Genomic DNA, 16,736 nt, shown 5'->3' on the forward strand with positions numbered 1-16,736 from the left:
CATGCCCAAGTACTCAAGGTGAGCGCGAATCTCATCGTCGATGCTCATGGTCCTACCTCGGCGTCAGGCCATATCCCCTGCGCGTGCGCCAGCGCTTCGGCATGAGTGCAGGGCTCGCCAACCATGACGAAGGGACGGCAATCAGGGAGGCATACCCGCCAGTGCGCCCGACGCTCGATGCCATCGTTGGCGGCCAGTTCGGCGAGCAGTTCGAGGCGGTGTGCTTTGACGTACTTACGCACGTCATCGGTGAGCTTTGATGCAGGGGAGACGATGATGCGCTTCCCCTGTGCCTTGGCGGTCAAGCCACGTTCGCGGAGGAAGTCGATAGCAGCGCCCATCACAGTGCCTCCGCATCGCTCTCGTCCCAGATCGGTTCCGGCCTCTCGACCTCTTTCCTGGGAGGGGGTGTTTTATCCGCGACACCGTGACAGCCTGCGTCGTTACTGGGCTGCGAGGTTTTTTTATCCGCGACAGAGAGGGGTGGTGTCGCGGATTTAAAATCTCTGGAGGTCGCGTGGGAGTAGGCGTGTCGCGCTGTCGCGGATGGAAGGGAGGGTTCGGGGGAAAGGTAGCGTCCGAAGGCGTCGGAGAAGTCGGCACGGTCGTACCCTTTCTTGTTGGTGGAGCCGATGCGGATGTCCTTCGACTTGATGCCGAACTCCGCCAGCTTGGCCGACAGTTGCCGGGGTGACATCGGCTTGCCTCGGTTCCAGGTCGCCCAGGGCGCCTCCTCATCGGCAACCAGTGCCTCGAGCAGATCGGCACTGAATACCTTGCTGGCGCTCTTCGCCTCGAACACCGCCTTTACGTCTGCCAGCAGCTCGGCACCGATGCTAGGAGATTCACCTTCCAGCCCGTGCAGGGCGATGGCAGCGTTGCGGGCCGACTTCGGCCAGTGGTCGCCGGCTAGGTCGGCAATGGCCAGCAGAGGCTCCCAAGCGTCGTTGGCGCGGTCGTTCAGGCCAGGGATGGGGGCCGGCCTTGCCTTGCCGATGGCCTCGGCGCTATCGAGCGCGAAGCGGGCCAGGCGCGAACGCAGCGACTCCCACAAGGCGGGGTCGGAGTGGCGCAGGCTCTCCACGTTTTCACCAGCGGTACGTCGCCGCAGACGCAATGGCACGCTGCGGTCGGCCAGGGTGTCGGCGATCTTGCCGATACCGCACAGCGCCTTGGCGCCCCACACGTTGAATGCGGTGGGCATGTGATCGTCTCCGACGCAGCGAATGACGATGGCGCTGTCTCGCGTGAAGCCGGCATTGAGGATGCCGCGGGCGTCTTCGTGGGCGGCCAGGAAGGCGTCTACCTCGTCTATCAGTAGTGTCGGTGCCCACAGCTCGATGGAGCGATACAGCGCAGCGGGGGCAATGTTCGACACCTGCAAGGGACGGTTGGCCAACTTGCCCAGGGCGGTGAGCAAGATAGACTTGCCACAGCGCTTTTCCGGCGCAGTGATGTTGGCGATGGGCGCCACCTGCACCACGTCCACCAGCCAGGTGAAGGCAGCCCACAACGCGGCAGCCCGCAGCGTTTCCTTGTCCGCGATCACGTGCCGGGCCAGGGCATGGGTCACGTCATCGAGCAGGTCTGCACCATCCACCGGCTCCGGCCACGGCTCCACCTCTTCGAAGATGCTGGCGTTAGCGGGCCCGGCGTCGTCGTCCACGCAGGCGGTTAAGCGATCGAACTCGGCCATGCTTAGCACCTTGGCGTCCTTGACCTGGGCGCGCAGCCGGGCAAAGGCAGCGGGGTCCTTGGCGCGCATCTTCTTGAGCTGGCCGAGGATGGTGGTCTCGTACAGGGCGCCAGCATCCTCCTCCAGTCTCTTGAGCGCATCAGCCACTTGGTCAACGGTGGCCCATTGGTCTGCAAAGCGGTCTTGAGCTGTCATTTGACCCCCAACCGCTGCTTTGCCAGGTGGAAGCGCGCCAGGTCTTCGGCGGCTATTTCCTTGCCTTGCTCGAGTAGGTTCTTGCCGATCAGGTACACCGCTCGCTCATGCTGGATGGCTTCACGGCTGGGGCCGGTGCGTTGGCGCTTCTCGCCCGGGAACAGGTCAGCCATCTGCAAGCCGACCGCCGCCACGATCTCGGCAGCCGTGCAGCCAACCCAGCACTTGAGCAGGACCGTACCGTCCTCGGTCTCGGTGACGCGCAGGCTGGGTGACTTGTCGTCGTGGGCCGGACAGCAGGCTTTCCAGCGGCTTTTGCCGTCCGCCTTCACCTTGTCCAGGCGTGGCAGCAGCTTATCGATGGGGGTCATTGACCACCCCCTTGCCTCTGGCAGAAGGTGCGGCAGACCTCACCGTTGTTCCATGCATGCCAGCGAGTGGACTCGCTCACCTCATCGACCAGCGCGGACCTGACAACCGCGCCAGCGCTGCGCATCAGGTGCCGACCACACTCGGCATCAGCGTGGGAGAGGAACGGGCCGAGGAGCGCACGGCTGACCTCGGGGTAATGGACGTAGAACAGTTCGACCGGCTGGGCGGCGTTCTCCGGGCAAGCCGATCCCGTCAGCGCCTCGCGGCGCTGCTGGACAGTGGTCATGGTTAGGCCTCCTGGGCGGTGCTGGTCAGGCCGGGGAAGAGGGCGAGAGTCTGAACCGCCGCCCTAGATGCGCGCCTGGGCGCTGGGGCTTTGCGCTTACCTCGCTTGGGGGCGAATCGCTCGTCCCACTCCAACTCGCCCACGCCGAGGAACCAGACGCACTCGTAGATTTCCAGCGCCTGGCCGGGGTGCTCGCGCCGCAGCATGCGCAGGGCCCGGCTTGCCTCAACCAGGGTGCGGATCGGGCCGGCCTTGCCGTAGGGGAATGCTGTCTTGTCGCGGGCCTGGATGCAGTAGTACCGAATCACTGGGCACCTCCCGCAGCGTCGAGCTGAGCCTGCAGATCAGAGACCCGAACGTCGGAGTAGTTGTGCAAGTCGAAGGCCAGGTAGCTGGCCAAGCTGGCCAGGTCCTGAGCCCGGGAGATCCTCACTCCCACATCAGCCCGGCCACCCTCCAGCACGTCGTGAATCGACTTGACCACCGCATCCAGCCAGCGGGCCTGCTCCCGGCTATAGCGGACCTGCTCGATGGCTTCCTCGGCAACCATGGCCAACTTGTCATGAGCGCTCATTGGGCACCCCCTTCCTGGGCAATCTCGGCTGCCTCACACAGGCTGTAACCAGCGTCTTTGACGTAGACCGAGATCGTCAGGACCGCATGGACCAGACCGTTGATGTGGTCCTTGTTGAGGAAGTGCTCGGAACCGTCGGCACCAAGCAGGTTGGCGATGGTTTCCAGGGCGAAGCCCGCGCCGGTCAGGTTGCCGCCGATGGAGTCGGAGAGCGTCACCAGGTTACGCATGGGACACCTCCTTGGTCTTCAGAGCAGCAGCGATCTCTTCGCAGGCATCGGCCCAGGCATCGCCCTCTAGGTTCTCCAGCCAGGCGCAGGCGTTGGACTGGGCTTCGAGGGAGCGCTGGATAGCGCGGTGGTGGTTGTAGCGGTTGAGTCGAACGGCAAGGGAGGAATTGCTGCGCAGGGCAGCAAGGGCCATTGCCCGGTGGGCGGCGACGCGTGCTTTGGACGGATTACGGGTGGTCATGGGGTTAGCTCCAAGGCTGAAATGGAGCTGCCTCGACCCGTCGCCAAACGAGTAATGGAGGCAGCTGTGCGCAGGTTGGCGAACCGGGGCCTTGGTACCCGGCAGACCCGAAGGTCTCCCACGCACAGCCGCCATGACACGGAGCGGCAGGCACAAAAAAAGCGCCTGCTGTCGGTTGGGGCGCTTATGCGCCAAGGACATCGGGTCGCCAAACCCGGCCACGGGATTTACCGTGACGGGCAAACCATAGCGCCAGCATGGAGGGATTGCAAGCGTCATGCGACCTCCCCTCGGCTTTCAGCTACGCGAGCGTCACACCAGTCCATAACTTCGGACTCGATCCAAACAACGGACTTCGGACCAAGGATGACTTGTGCGGGGAAAGTCCCGGCTGCGATACGGCGATATATCTCGGAGCACGAAAGGCCGGTGATCTCTTCCACGGCCTGGCGCTTGATAAAGCGGCGGATGGGTTGGGTACTGCTGGTGGTGCTTGCCATCGTCTGCGCCTCCTTGGGCGTGATTGGAAACGATGGCTGCACGGTAAAGGTGAGGGTGGGGGTGACAGCTATGGGCGACATAGTGTCATCTCACACTGTCACCCATTAGGGTCAATCGCCCGATATCGAGTCGGGCTTGATAGCTGATGCCAATACTATTGCTTTACGCGCCGGCTCATTATTTGACTGAAGCGAAAGATCTAATAACTCTCCAATTTCAATCCCGATCTCCTTCTGGGTCGGCTGCCTCTTATCTGGCGTATAGTCTGCCCAGTACTTCATAGCAGCAGCGTGCATGGCCTTGAGCTCTCTGGTGGCATAGGGAAAGGCAATTCCTGGTTCAGAAGAACTGCCAGCTAAGGGGACGTCCTCTCCGCCCGTTACAGGAGAGTCCACTGGACCAGTGACCACAAGCTCCTCACCCACCACCCTCAACTTTAAAAGTTCAAGCAATCTCCCAATTAGAGCTATATCATTTCCGTATCTTCCATACAGTACAGGCGCATCCACACCAACTACACGAGCAATAGTATTTAGGCCAACTGACTCAACACGACTTCTAATTAGATCCTCGGATGACCGGGCCACTGGGTGGTTCGACATGAGGGGAAGCGAAGCGTTCATCTTACGCGCCAACGTCTCGATGTCTGCGGGCCTAACCTCGGGCCCTCTCGATTCATCGTACTCTTCCAAGCACCAGCGACACCCATGAAGAGTTCTAACACAAGACAAATCAGAAATATCGCCAATCAACTCGACCGAACTGTCATTATAAAGCTGAGACGGATTGCACACGCGAGAATACCCCACCCCAGCAACACTTATGGAATCACTCTCCTCATAGTTTATTAAAGTTCCGCGCCAACCTTCACAATTGAGGTAGACAGGACACTCCCCAAACTCACAAAGCTGAAGAGTCTCAAATATATCCAACTCAGTTCCTGTTAACTGCCTTAGCCACCTAGAAGCTTGCTCAATCGACAACCACGGGAAAAATCGATATGCCTTTTCCAATTACATGCCTCCCCCAAGTGCTCCCCATCGAACGGATCGGCCAGCCTGGCAGGTGGGGGACCTGCTCTTCGCCCCGTCGGGCTAGGCTGGCCAAACGCTCTGCCGGCACTGGTTATCCGAACAGTAATAGCCAGATATTAACCACGGATGCTCCGGGAACAAAGGGGAATTGTCGGGAACAAAGGGGAGTAAATCGATGCAGAACCTCGGGGTACTTTTCGTTTTGGGGGTATATTTGGGGGAGTAGCCTAAAACACAAACCAGGGAAACCCCGTAAATACACGGACTGTAGCCCACAGTTCGATTCCGTCCCTGGCACCATGAATACGACGAAAAGGCTCACCTCCGGGTGGGCCTTTTTGCTTTCCGCCGTTCGCCTAGACGTGCTGCCCGCCGTTGACGTGGATTTCCGCGCCATTCACGTAGGATGCGCCGCTGGTGCAGAGGAAGTAGATCAGCGAAGCGATCTCCTCCGGCCGGCCGAGGCGGTGCAGCGGGATGCTGCGCTCGACGATCTCCTCGGTGCCCGGCGACAGGATCGAGGTGTCGATCTCCCCCGGCGCGATGGCGTTCACCCGCACCCCATGCGGGCCGAAGTCGTGGGCCATCTCGCGGGTCAGCGCGGACAACGCCGCCTTGGAAGTGGCGTAGGCCACCCCGGCGAATGGATGCACCTTCGAGCCGGCGATGGAGGTCACGTTGATCACCGTTCCCTGCGCCGCCTTCAGCTCGGCGAACAGGCCGCGCGCCAGCAGCGCGGTGGAGAACAGGTTGACGTTGAACACCCGCAGCCAGGTGGCGTAGTCGGTTTCCAGCACACCGAGGCGCTCGCCGCCTTCGCCCTTGGGCGAGATGCCGGCATTGTCCACCAGCGCGTGGAGCCGGCCGTCGCCGAGCTTCTCGCGGATCAGTTCCAGGCTGGCCTCGACGCCGGGAATGTCCTCCAGATCCAGGTGGATGTGGTTTTCCTCGCCGTCCGCCCAGGGACATTCGCTGGCCCAGCTCTGCCGCGACGCGGTGAACACCCGCCAACCCGCGGCATTGAAGTACTTCACCGTGGCATGCCCGATACCGCGGCTCGCCCCGGTCAGCAACAGGGTCTTTCTCTCCGCCATACGCCCTCCGTGAAGGCCTGCTGGAATGAACGCGACTCGCACAGCCTACAAGGAATGACGAATCGCCGCGGCGGATCTTTCGCCCATCCCGGCGAACGGCCGAGCGTGAGCCAGGCAGTGCCGATAGACTAGGCGGACCTTGTCCGGACCCCCGATCGATGCTGAAGAAAAGCTTCAACTCCCTGCTCACCACCTGGCTCGCCGGCCTGCTGGTGATGCTGCCGCTGGTACTCACCCTGGCCTTGCTGGCCTGGGTGGTCAGCTTGCTGAACCGCTTCGTCGGTCCATCCAGCCTGATCGGTCGCGGCTTCGCCGCCATCGGCCAGCCGCTCGCCGGCGATTCGCCACTGGCCTACCTGCTCGGTACCGCGCTACTGCTGGTAGCCATCTACCTGCTTGGCCTCGGCGTACAGCTAGGCCTGAAGCGGCCGCTGGCCAACCTGTTCGACCTGACCCTGCGGCGCACCCCGCTGATCGGCAACCTGTACAACCTGGCCGACCGTTTCGTCGGCCTGCTGGACAAGAAGCAGGACGCCGACATCGCCGCGATGAGTCCGGTGTGGTGTTTCTTCGGCGGCGACGGCGCCGCCGTGCTGGCGCTGATGCCCAACCCCGAAGCGGTGGAACTGGACGGCCGCGCGCACTACGCGATCCTGGTGCCGACCGCGCCGATCCCGGTGGGCGGCGGCCTGCTCTACGTTCCGGTGGAATGGGTGAAACCGGCACAGATCGGCATGGACACCTTCACCAGCATCTATGTGTCGATGGGCATCACCCCACCGCCGCCGCTGGCCGCCGCCAAGGTGCTGGCGGAGCCGTGCGCGGAGCAGCCGCCGGCGGCTCCATAGGCGGTCCTGCGTGCTCAGGAACGGGGCGCGCACCGACCTCCAGGCTCTGCCTCAGGTCAGGGTTCGCCAGGAGTTTTCTTCGAAAGCCGACAGTTTTGTTCCTACGCGACAGCGCACTGCAGCGATGCGACAAGATGCCGCCAACCCCGCTCCAGAGGCACGCAGCCTGCTTGGCTCCGGTTGAAGCGCTGTGCTAGCTTGCCTTCGCCAGGAAGGCCCTTCCAATCCGAATAACAAGAGGAAAATCCATGGCCGAGGCCACCCCCGCACTGGAAATCCGTAACCTGCACAAGCGCTACGGCGACCTCGAAGTGCTCAAGGGCATCTCCCTCACCGCCCGCGACGGCGACGTGATCTCCATCCTCGGATCGTCCGGCTCGGGCAAATCCACCTTCCTGCGCTGCATCAACCTGCTGGAGAACCCGCACCAGGGCCAGATCCTGGTCTCCGGCGAAGAGCTGCGCCTGAAGAAGAGCAAGAACGGCGACCTGGTCGCCGCCGACAGCCAGCAGATCAACCGGCTGCGCAGCGAACTCGGTTTCGTCTTCCAGAATTTCAACCTGTGGCCGCACATGAGCATCCTCGACAACGTGATCGAGGCGCCACGTCGCGTACTGGGCAAGAGCAAGGCCGAAGCGATCGAGATCGCCGAGGGCCTACTGGCCAAGGTCGGCATCGCCGACAAGCGCCACAGCTATCCCGCGCAACTTTCCGGCGGCCAGCAGCAGCGCGCGGCCATCGCCCGGACCCTGGCCATGCAACCCAAGGTGATCCTGTTCGACGAGCCCACCTCGGCGCTCGACCCGGAAATGGTACAGGAAGTGCTTAACGTGATCCGTGCGCTCGCCGAAGAGGGCCGGACCATGCTGCTGGTCACCCACGAAATGAGCTTCGCCCGCCAGGTTTCCAGCGAGGTGGTATTCCTCCACCAGGGCCTGGTAGAAGAGCAGGGAACGCCGCAACAGGTTTTCGAAAACCCCCAGTCGGCGCGCTGCAAACAGTTCATGTCCAGCCACCGCTAACGGAGCAACACCGCATGAAGAACTATAAGAAGATCCTGCTGGCCGCCGCTGCAACCCTGGCCTTCGCCCTCGACGCCAGCGCCGCCGACAAGCTGCGCATCGGCACCGAAGGCGCCTACCCGCCCTTCAACGGCATCGATGCCAGCGGCCAGGCGGTCGGCTTCGACCTCGACATCGGCAAGGCGCTGTGCGCCAAGATGAAGACCGAGTGCGAGGTGGTGACCTCCGACTGGGACGGCATCATCCCGGCGTTGAACGCCAAGAAGTTCGACTTCATCGTCGCGTCCATGTCGATCACCGACGAGCGCAAGCAGGCGGTCGACTTCACCGATCCCTACTACACCAACAAGCTGCAGTTCGTCGCGCCGAAGAGCGTCGACTTCAAGACCGACAAGGACTCCCTGAAGGGCAAGGTGATCGGCGCCCAGCGCGCCACCATCGCCGGCACCTGGCTGGAAGACAACATGGCCGACGTGGTCACCATCAAGCTCTACGACACCCAGGAGAACGCCTACCTCGACCTCTCCTCGGGGCGCCTGGACGGCGTGCTGGCCGACAAGTTCGTGCAGTACGACTGGCTGAAGAGCGACGCCGGCAAGGAGTTCGAGTTCAAGGGCGAACCGGTGTTCGACAACGACAAGATCGGTATCGCCGTGCGCAAGGGCGACCCGCTGCGCGAGAAGCTCAACGCCGCGCTGAAGGAAATCGTCGCCGACGGTACCTACAAGAAGATCAACGACAAGTACTTCCCCTTCAGCATCTATTGATGCCAAGCCAGGCTACCGCCGGGCGCGTCCCGGCGGTGGCCGCCTTCAGGCCTGACTTCTCATGATTCTCGACCTGCATGGGTTCGGCGAGCAACTGCTCGCCGGTACCTGGATGACCCTCAAGCTGTCGCTGGCGGCGGTCTGCGTGGGGCTGTTGCTCGGCCTCCTCGGCGCCATCGCGAAGACTTCGAAGTACGCGGCCCTGCGCTTCCTCGGCGGCACCTACACCACCATCGTCCGTGGCGTGCCGGAAACGCTCTGGGTACTGATGATCTATTTCGGCACGGTGAGCGGCCTGAACGCCCTCGGCGACCTTTTCGGCAAGCCGGACCTAGCGCTCTCGCCGTTCGCCGCCGGCACCCTGGCCCTCGGCCTGTGCTTCGGCGCCTACGCCACCGAGGTGTTCCGCGGCGCGCTGTTGTCCTTTCCGCGCGGCCATCGCGAGGCCGGCCAGGCGCTCGGCCTGTCGCCCGGACGGATCTTCTGGCGCATCGTCCTGCCGCAGATCTGGCGGGTCGCCCTGCCCGGCCTCGGCAACCTGTACCTGATCCTGCTGAAGGACACCGCGCTGGTGTCGCTGATCACCCTCGACGAGATCATGCGCAAGGCGCAGGTCGCCTCCAACGCGACCAAGGAACCCTTCACCTTCTACATGACCGCGGCCGCCATCTACCTGAGCCTCACGGTCGTCATCATGGTCGCCCTGCACTTCCTCGAACGTCGCGCCGGCCGTGGTTTCGTGAGGAACGAGCTATGAGCGAGTGGGAGCTGATCCTCAAGTGGATGCCGAAGATGCTCCAGGGCGCGGCGCTGACCCTGGAGCTGCTGGCGATCGCGGTGGTCGCCGGGCTCGCCCTGGCCCTGCCGCTGGGCATCGCCCGCGCCTCGCGGCACTGGTACGTGCGCGCGGTGCCGTACGCCTACATCTTCTTCTTCCGCGGCACGCCGCTGCTGCTGCAACTGTTCATCGTCTACTACGGCCTGGCGCAGTTCGAGGAAGTGCGCAAGAGCGCCTTCTGGCCCTACCTGCGCGATCCGTACTGGTGCGCGCTGCTGACCATGACCCTGCACACCGCCGCCTATATCGCCGAGATCCTCCGCGGCGCGATCCACTCGGTGCCGGTCGGCGAGGTGGAGGCCGCCCGCGCCCTCGGCATGTCGCGGCGCCAGGCGCTCTGGCACATCATCCTGCCGCGCGCGGTGCGCATCGGCCTGCCGGCCTACAGCAACGAAGTGATCCTGATGCTCAAGGCCAGCGCGGTGGTCTACACCGTGACCCTGTTCGACATCATGGGCATGGCCCGGACCATCATCGCCCGCACCTACGAATCGATGCTGTTCTTCTGCCTGGCCGGCGCGCTGTACCTGGTGATCACCATCGTGCTGACGCGGATCTTCCGCCTGATCGAACGCTGGTTGCGGGTCGACGCCACCCAGGGCCGCTGAGCGGGCGCTTTCCGATGCCTGCGGGGCGGCTATAATCGCCTCCCCGTTTTCCCGCTGCCGCTTGCATCGTGTCCGAAACCTTCCCGTTCCTCACTGGCGACGCCCTGTCGCAGCGCTTCCTCGCGCTGGACGCGTTCCTCCTCGAACACCAGCGGCTCTGGCGACCCCGCCCGTTCAGCGAACCGACCCTGGCGTGGGAAGCCGAACACGCCGAGCTGGCGTCCTGGCTGCGCGGGCGCAGCCTCGAACAGGCCGACGCGGAGCACAACCAGCCCACCCGCCTGGCCGCGCCCGCGCCTTATCCACAGCTCGCCGCCCAGGCCGCGGCGCTGGGCGCGGTCGGCGAACTGCCATTGGCGGAACGCCCGCAGGCACCGAACCGCTTCAATGTCGACGTACCGGGACGCAAGTGGCAGCAGATCAGCCTGTTCGCCGGGCGCCTGCAGTTCGCCCGGCCGGTCGTCCACTGGCTCGACTGGTGCTCCGGCAAGGGCCATCTGGGCCGCCTGCTGGCCCATGCGGGGCAACCGCTGACCTGCCTCGAACACGATCCCGCGCTGGTCGCCGACGGACAGCGCCTGAGCGACCGCCTGGAGCTCTCCGCCCACCACCTCCGCCAGGATGTGCTGGCCGCGGACTGCGCCGAGCGCCTGCTTCCCGGGCATACGCCAGTGGCCCTGCACGCTTGCGGCGAACTGCACCTGCGCCTGCTGCGCCTGGCCAGCCAGGCCGGCTGTCGCCAACTGGCGGTGGCGCCATGCTGCTACAACCGCATTCCGGGGCCTTTCTACCAGCCGCTCTCGCAAGCGGCAGGCCAATCGCTGCTCGCGCTATCGCTCGACGACCTGCGCCTGCCCCTGAGCGAGACAGTCACCGCCAGCCAACGGGTCCGTCGCCAGCGCGACCAGTCGATGGCCCGGCGCCTGGGTTTCGACCTGCTGCAGCGCGAGCTACGCGGAATCGACCAGTACCTCAGCGTGCCTTCCCTTCCGGTGGCCTGGCTGGAACGTCCATACGCCGACTACTGTCGCGAACTCGCCGCCCTCAAGGGACTTCCCGAACCGGCCGCGCGCGACTGGCAGGCGCTGGAAGCGGCCGGCTGGAAGCGCCTGGCGATGGTCCGCAACCTGGAACTGGTGCGCGCCCTGTTCCGCCGCCCGCTGGAACTCTGGCTGCTGCTGGACCGCTGCCTGTATCTGGTCGAACAGGGCTATAGCGTCCGCCTGGGCGAGTTCTGTCCGACCTCCCTGTCTCCGCGAAACCTGCTGATCCTTGCGGAGCGCAGCTGATACGGGTGTTCCGGATGGTTGCCCACACAACCTGTGGATAAGTCTGGTGACAAGTTCTGGGAAACATCTGCCGAGGGGCCCGTATCCAGGGGCGGCCAATGCTGTTCAAAAAATGAACAGAAAAAATAAAATCCATATAAAACAATATCTTGTTAACAACCGAAATAACCGCAGCGACTCTTAGAGCGTTTCCTTCCTATCCCTTGCCCGCTTGTGCATAAGCCTGGCTTTCCGGTTAATCCGAAAGTGGACTTCGGCACCGGCAATAGTTGCAAAACGGCATCGTATGACGTTCGAAGGAACGGATTGTTCTTTTATTGCAACGGTTGAGCTCTTGTTAATCGCTGCCTAGGCAGTATTATTTTGAAACACTTTCCCTGCCTAGACAGCGATCCCCTCCACCATGGGTCACTACAGCGCCTCCGACTTTCCCTTCAAGGGCTCCATTGGCCAGCTCATCGGCGTCAGTGCCGCGACCAAGGACCGCATCCTCGAGAAGCACCTCGCCGCGCTGGACATCACCGCCGCCCAGTTCAAGGTGCTGATCTTCGTCGGTCTCAACCGCGCCAACAGTCCGGTCGAACTGTGTCGCGAGCTGTCGGTGGACAGCGGCTCGATGACGCGCATGCTGGCGCGCCTGGAGAAAAAAGGGCTGCTGCTGCGCGGCCGCTGTCCCGAAGACCGCCGTTGCCTGCGCCTGGATCTCAGCGAAGCGGGACGGAAGGTCCAGGAGCAGCTTCCGCTGATCGCCTCGGCGGCGATGAACGAGCTGGTCGCCTGCCTGAGCACGGAAGAATTGCAGACGCTGACCCATCTGCTGACCAAGGTTCTGCTACACGCCGGCTGCCCTAGGGCCAGCCTGCAGGAGTCCTGATCCATGCCGTTCCCTCTTCTCCATCCCTGGCCGCAGCGATTGGCGCTGGCCTCGGCGATAGTGCTGGCCGCCGGCTGCGTCACTTCCGAAGGCCTGGAACCGAACGCCCGACTGCAACCGGCAGGCGCCCTCCAGGCGGGCAGGAGCCTGGACGGCGTAGCCCTTTCGCCAGCGGCCTGGCCGCGCCAGGACTGGTGGACCGGGCTCGGCGACCGGCAGCTCGACCAACTGATCGGCGAAGCCCTGCAAGGCACCCCCGACCTGCAGATCGCCGAGGCGCGTGCGCGCCAGGCGGCGGCAACGGCCCAGGCGCAAGATGCCGCGCGCCAGCCGACGCTGGACGCCAAGGCCAGCTACTCCGGCATCCGCGCGCCGACCAGCGTGGCCCCGGCACCGCTCGGCGGCCGCTATTCGGCGATCAAGTACCTGTCGCTCGGCTTCAACTACGACTTCGACCTCTGGGGCGGCGAGCGCGCCGCCTGGGAAGCCGCCCTCGGCCAGGCCAATGCCGCCCGGATCGACAGCCAGGCCGCGCGCATCGGCCTCTCGGCGAGCATCGCCCGCGCCTACAGCGACCTCGCCCACGCCTTTACCGTGCGCGATCTCGCCGAGGAAGAACTGAAACGCTCGCAGCGCATGACCGAGCTGAGCCAGAAGCGCATGAGCGCCGGACTCGACAGCAAGGTCCAGCTGCAACAGACGCAGACCCAGCTGGCCACCGCCCGCCAGCAGCTCAGCGCCGCCGAGCAGGACATCGCCAGCGCCCGCATCGCCCTCGCCGTGCTGCTGGGCAAGGGGCCCGATCGCGGTCTCGAACTGCAGCGCCCGCAACCGCTGAACCCGGCCAGCCTGAGCTTGCCCTCGGTGCTCCCGGCGGAGCTGCTCGGCCGCCGCGCCGACATCGTTGCCGCGCGCTGGCGGGTCGAGGCGGCGCGCCGCAACATCGACTCGGCAAAGACCGAGTTCTATCCCAACCTCAATCTCGGCGCGATGGCCGGCCTCGCCGCCCTGCACACCAGCGACGTGTTGCAGGCGCCGAGCCGCTTCTTCCAGGTGGCGCCGGCGATCTCCCTGCCGATCTTCGACGGTGGCCGCCGCCGCGCCAACCTGGCCGAACGCGACGCCGACTACGACCTGGCCGTCGGCCAGTACAACAAGACGCTGGTCCAGGCCCTCGGCGAGGTCAGCGATAACCTCGGCAAGTTGCGCTCCCTGGAGCAGCAGGTGATCGACCAGCGCCAGGCCCGCGATATCGCCAGGTCCAACTTCGACCTGGCCATGCGTCGCTACGGCGAAGGCGTCGGCAGCTACCTCGACGCCCTCAGCGTGCAACAGCAACTGCTGGTCGCCGAACGCCAGCTGGCCAGCCTGGAGAGCCAGCAGATCGATCTTTCCGTCCAGTTGGTCCAGGCCCTGGGCGGCGGTTTCCAACCCGATTCCCGCTCCGCTGCGCTCGCTACCGCGAAAGCGCCGGCAGAATGAACGAGGCACCCACCATGACTACCGCCAACAGCGAAACCCCCGCCGGCAACCCGAAGCGCAAGCGCTGGTTGCTGATCCTGCTCGCCGTGATCGTCCTCGCCACCCTGGCCAGCGTGGCCTGGGAGTTCTTCTACGGCCGCTGGCACGAGGACACCGACGACGCCTACATCAACGGCAACGTGGTACAGATCACCCCGCAGATCGTCGGCACCGTGGTCAGCATCGGCGCCGACGACGGCGACCTGGTGCGCAAGGGCCAGGAACTGGTCAGGTTCGATCCCAGCGACGCCGACATCGCCCTCCAACGCGCCGAGGCCAACCTGGCCCACACCGTGCGCCAGGTGCGCGGGCTGTTCAGCAACGTCGACGGCTATCGCGCCGAGGTCGCCACCCGCAAGGTCGCGCTGGCCAAGGCCGAGGCCGACTACAAGCGGCGCAAGAACCTCGCAGACGACGGCGCCATTTCCCAAGAGGAACTGGCCCACGCCCGCGACGCCCTGGACAGCGCGAAAGCCTCGCTGACCAGCTCGGAACAGCAGTTGAACACCAATCGCGCGCTGGTCGACGACACCCAGATCACCTCCCATCCGGACATCAAGGCCGCCGCCGCGCAACTGCGCCAGGCCTACCTGGACGACGCCCGCTCGACCATCGTCGCGCCGGTCACCGGCTACGTCGCCAAGCGCAGCGTACAGGTCGGCCAGCGCGTGCAACCGGGCACTGCGCTGATGGCCGTGGTCCCGCTGGACCAGATCTGGATCGACGCCAACTTCAAGGAAACCCAGCTCAAGCACATGCGTATCGGCCAGCCGGTGGAGATCCGCTCCGACCTCTACGGCAGCGACGTGCGCTACAGCGGCACCGTCGACAGCCTCGGCGTGGGAACCGGCAGCGCGTTCTCCCTGCTGCCGGCGCAGAACGCCACCGGCAACTGGATCAAGATCGTCCAGCGGGTGCCGGTGCGCATCCATATCGATCCGCAAGAATTGCAGAAGCATCCGCTGCGCATCGGCCTGTCGATGGACGTCAAGGTCGACCTGCACGACCAGAGCGGCCCGGCCCTGGCCCAGCAGCCACCGCGCGAAGCGCTGTTCTCCACCGATGTCTACCAGCAGCAACTGGCCTCGGCCGACAAGCTGATCGAACGCCTGATCGAAGCCAACCTCGCCGAAGACCACGGCAAGACCGCCCAGCGTTGAGCCCGCCAGCATGAGCGAAAGCAGCAGCTTCTCCCCGCCCAGCCTGGTGATGGCGACCATCGGCCTGTCCCTGGCGACTTTCATGCAGGTGCTCGACACCACCATCGCCAACGTCGCCCTGCCGACCATCTCCGGTAACCTCGGGGTGAGTTCGGAACAGGGCACCTGGGTGATCACCTCGTTCGCCGTGAGCAACGCCATCGCCCTGCCGCTGACCGGCTGGCTGGCCCGGCGGGTCGGCGAGGTGCGCCTGTTCATCGCCGCCGCGCTGCTGTTCGTACTCGCCTCGTTCCTCTGCGGCATCGCCCAGTCGATGCCTTCTCTGGTCGGCTTCCGCGCCTTGCAGGGCTTCGTCGCCGGGCCGCTGTATCCGATCACCCAGACCCTGCTGATCTCCATCTACCCACCGGCGAAGCGCGGCATGGCCCTGGCCCTGCTGGCGATGGTCACGGTGGTGGCGCCGATCGCCGGGCCGATCCTCGGCGGCTGGATCACCGACGACTACAGCTGGCCGTGGATTTTCTTCATCAACGTGCCGGTCGGCCTGTTCGCCGCTTTCGTCGTCTACCAGCAACTGAAGGCACGCCCGGTGGTGATCAAGAAGGCGCCGATGGACTACGTCGGCCTGATCGCCCTGGTGATCGGCGTCGGCGCCCTGCAGATCGTCCTCGACAAGGGCAACGACCTGGACTGGTTCGAGTCGAACTTCATCGTCGGCGGCGCGCTGATCGCGGCGATCGCCCTGGCCTTCTTCATCATCTGGGAATTCACCGACCGCCATCCGATCGTCAACCTGCGCCTGTTCGCCCACCGCAACTTCGCCGCCGGCACCCTGGCGCTGGTGCTGGGCTATGCCGCGTTCTTCGGCATCAACCTGCTGCTCCCGCAATGGCTACAGACCCAGATGGGCTACACCGCCACCTGGGCCGGGCTGGCCGCCGCGCCAATCGGCATCCTCCCGGTGTTCCTCTCGCCGCTGGTCGGCCGCTACGCCAACCATTTCGACCTGCGCATGCTCGCCGGCCTGTCGTTCCTGGCGATGGCCATCACCTGCTTCATGCGCGCCAACTTCACCACCGAGGTCGACTACCAGCACATCGCCATCGTGCAGTTGATCATGGGGCTCGGCGTGGCGTTCTTCTTCATGCCGATCCTGAGCATCCTGCTCTCCGACCTGCCCCCCGACCAGATCGCCGACGGCTCCGGCCTGGCCACCTTCCTGCGCACCCTCGGCGGCAGCTTCGCCGCCTCGCTGACCACCTGGATCTGGAACCGCCGCGCCACCCAACACCACGCCTACCTCAGCGAAAACATCAGCCTCTACGACCCGGCCACCCACGAAACCCTCGCCCAGCTCGGCGGCAACACCCAGGCGAACGCGGCGCTGCTCGACCGGATGGTGCAGAGCCAGGCCTACATGATGTCCACCATCGACTACTTCACCATGCTCGGCTGGCTGTTCCTCGCCCTGCTGGTGATCATCTGGCTGGCCCGCCCGCCGTTCGGCGCCAAGCCCGGCGCGGCCGCCTCCGGGCACTGAGGACGAACGGCATTCGGGCAGGAAAATCAGTGGTTTACTCCTGGCG

General features: G+C 64.6%; 21 protein-coding genes. 10 read left to right on the top strand and 11 right to left on the bottom strand.

The features are described from left to right. Window positions 1-44: 44 nt before the first annotated feature. The 11 genes from VQ065_RS29535 to VQ065_RS29585 form a co-directional block, all read right to left on the bottom strand. Complete coding sequence (locus VQ065_RS29535; RefSeq protein WP_003096128.1) at window positions 45-341, bottom strand: hypothetical protein; 297 nt, start codon at window positions 339-341, stop codon at window positions 45-47. Beyond that, a complete protein-coding gene (locus VQ065_RS29540; protein ID WP_014604112.1) occupies window positions 341-1,891 on the bottom strand; it encodes a DUF3631 domain-containing protein in 1,551 nt (516 codons plus the stop codon). The genes VQ065_RS29535 and VQ065_RS29540 overlap by 1 nt, the downstream gene beginning before the upstream one ends. Beyond that, complete coding sequence (locus VQ065_RS29545) at window positions 1,888-2,262, bottom strand: hypothetical protein (protein WP_003096131.1); 375 nt, start codon at window positions 2,260-2,262, stop codon at window positions 1,888-1,890. The genes VQ065_RS29540 and VQ065_RS29545 overlap by 4 nt, the downstream gene beginning before the upstream one ends. Beyond that, window positions 2,259-2,549 (bottom strand): hypothetical protein, encoded by a 291-nt coding sequence (locus VQ065_RS29550; protein ID WP_003096133.1) that lies wholly within the window; start codon window positions 2,547-2,549, stop codon window positions 2,259-2,261. Before VQ065_RS29550 ends, VQ065_RS29545 begins: the two co-directional genes overlap by 4 nt. A 2-nt stretch (window positions 2,550-2,551) precedes the next feature. Next, entirely contained in the window at window positions 2,552-2,857 is a 306-nt protein-coding gene (locus tag VQ065_RS29555; RefSeq protein WP_003096135.1) for a hypothetical protein, read from the bottom strand. Further along, entirely contained in the window at window positions 2,854-3,123 is a 270-nt protein-coding gene (locus VQ065_RS29560) for a hypothetical protein (protein WP_003096138.1), read from the bottom strand. The genes VQ065_RS29555 and VQ065_RS29560 overlap by 4 nt, the downstream gene beginning before the upstream one ends. Then, window positions 3,120-3,353 carry a hypothetical protein gene (locus VQ065_RS29565; RefSeq protein WP_003096141.1) on the bottom strand — a complete coding sequence of 78 codons (234 nt, stop codon included), beginning with the start codon at window positions 3,351-3,353 and terminating at the stop codon, window positions 3,120-3,122. The genes VQ065_RS29560 and VQ065_RS29565 overlap by 4 nt, the downstream gene beginning before the upstream one ends. Continuing rightward, complete coding sequence (locus VQ065_RS29570) at window positions 3,346-3,594, bottom strand: hypothetical protein (RefSeq protein WP_015649790.1); 249 nt, start codon at window positions 3,592-3,594, stop codon at window positions 3,346-3,348. The genes VQ065_RS29565 and VQ065_RS29570 overlap by 8 nt, the downstream gene beginning before the upstream one ends. A gap of 275 nt (window positions 3,595-3,869) precedes the next feature. Continuing rightward, window positions 3,870-4,094, bottom strand: a complete 225-nt coding sequence (locus tag VQ065_RS29575) for a helix-turn-helix transcriptional regulator (RefSeq protein ID WP_023098867.1) — start codon at window positions 4,092-4,094, stop codon at window positions 3,870-3,872. 111 nt (window positions 4,095-4,205) lie between these two features. After that, window positions 4,206-4,718: a hypothetical protein gene (locus VQ065_RS29580; RefSeq protein WP_123822971.1), complete on the bottom strand. Its 513-nt coding sequence runs from the start codon at window positions 4,716-4,718 to the stop codon at window positions 4,206-4,208. Between the two features lie 767 nt (window positions 4,719-5,485). Further along, window positions 5,486-6,223, bottom strand: a complete 738-nt coding sequence (locus VQ065_RS29585) for an SDR family NAD(P)-dependent oxidoreductase (RefSeq protein ID WP_003096148.1) — start codon at window positions 6,221-6,223, stop codon at window positions 5,486-5,488. A 158-nt stretch (window positions 6,224-6,381) separates the two neighbouring features. Here VQ065_RS29585 and VQ065_RS29590 point away from each other — a divergent pair, with 158 nt between their 5' ends. The 10 genes from VQ065_RS29590 to VQ065_RS29635 all read left to right on the top strand — a co-directional run bounded on the left by VQ065_RS29590 (window position 6,382) and on the right by VQ065_RS29635 (window position 16,690). Next, window positions 6,382-7,071: a DUF502 domain-containing protein gene (locus tag VQ065_RS29590; RefSeq protein WP_003096151.1), complete on the top strand. Its 690-nt coding sequence runs from the start codon at window positions 6,382-6,384 to the stop codon at window positions 7,069-7,071. Between the two features lie 248 nt (window positions 7,072-7,319). After that, on the top strand, window positions 7,320-8,093 hold the full coding sequence (locus VQ065_RS29595; protein WP_003096153.1) for an ABC transporter ATP-binding protein: 774 nt from the start codon (window positions 7,320-7,322) through the stop codon (window positions 8,091-8,093). A gap of 14 nt (window positions 8,094-8,107) precedes the next feature. Then, the gene (locus VQ065_RS29600) at window positions 8,108-8,860 is read left to right on the top strand and encodes an ABC transporter substrate-binding protein (RefSeq protein ID WP_003096156.1); all 753 of its coding nucleotides are present in this window, start codon (window positions 8,108-8,110) and stop codon (window positions 8,858-8,860) included. A 61-nt stretch (window positions 8,861-8,921) separates the two neighbouring features. Further along, window positions 8,922-9,617, top strand: coding sequence for an ABC transporter permease (locus tag VQ065_RS29605; RefSeq protein WP_003096160.1), 696 nt, complete (start codon window positions 8,922-8,924; stop codon window positions 9,615-9,617). Beyond that, window positions 9,614-10,306 carry an ABC transporter permease gene (locus tag VQ065_RS29610; RefSeq protein WP_003096163.1) on the top strand — a complete coding sequence of 231 codons (693 nt, stop codon included), beginning with the start codon at window positions 9,614-9,616 and terminating at the stop codon, window positions 10,304-10,306. The genes VQ065_RS29605 and VQ065_RS29610 overlap by 4 nt, the downstream gene beginning before the upstream one ends. 68 nt (window positions 10,307-10,374) lie before the next feature. Continuing rightward, entirely contained in the window at window positions 10,375-11,595 is a 1,221-nt protein-coding gene (locus tag VQ065_RS29615) for a methyltransferase (RefSeq protein WP_003096165.1), read from the top strand. Window positions 11,596-11,998: 403 nt separating this feature from the next. After that, entirely contained in the window at window positions 11,999-12,469 is a 471-nt protein-coding gene (locus VQ065_RS29620) for a MarR family winged helix-turn-helix transcriptional regulator (RefSeq protein ID WP_003110596.1), read from the top strand. A gap of 3 nt (window positions 12,470-12,472) precedes the next feature. Then, window positions 12,473-13,951, top strand: a complete 1,479-nt coding sequence (locus VQ065_RS29625; RefSeq protein ID WP_003118019.1) for an efflux transporter outer membrane subunit — start codon at window positions 12,473-12,475, stop codon at window positions 13,949-13,951. Window positions 13,952-13,965: 14 nt separating this feature from the next. Then, window positions 13,966-15,150: an HlyD family secretion protein gene (locus VQ065_RS29630; protein ID WP_003096171.1), complete on the top strand. Its 1,185-nt coding sequence runs from the start codon at window positions 13,966-13,968 to the stop codon at window positions 15,148-15,150. Window positions 15,151-15,160: 10 nt separating this feature from the next. Beyond that, complete coding sequence (locus VQ065_RS29635; RefSeq protein ID WP_003096173.1) at window positions 15,161-16,690, top strand: DHA2 family efflux MFS transporter permease subunit; 1,530 nt, start codon at window positions 15,161-15,163, stop codon at window positions 16,688-16,690. Window positions 16,691-16,736 lie beyond the last annotated feature (46 nt).

It is taken from the genome of Pseudomonas sp. KBN10P06128, assembly GCF_037574945.1.
Taxonomy (GTDB): domain Bacteria; phylum Pseudomonadota; class Gammaproteobacteria; order Pseudomonadales; family Pseudomonadaceae; genus Pseudomonas; species Pseudomonas aeruginosa.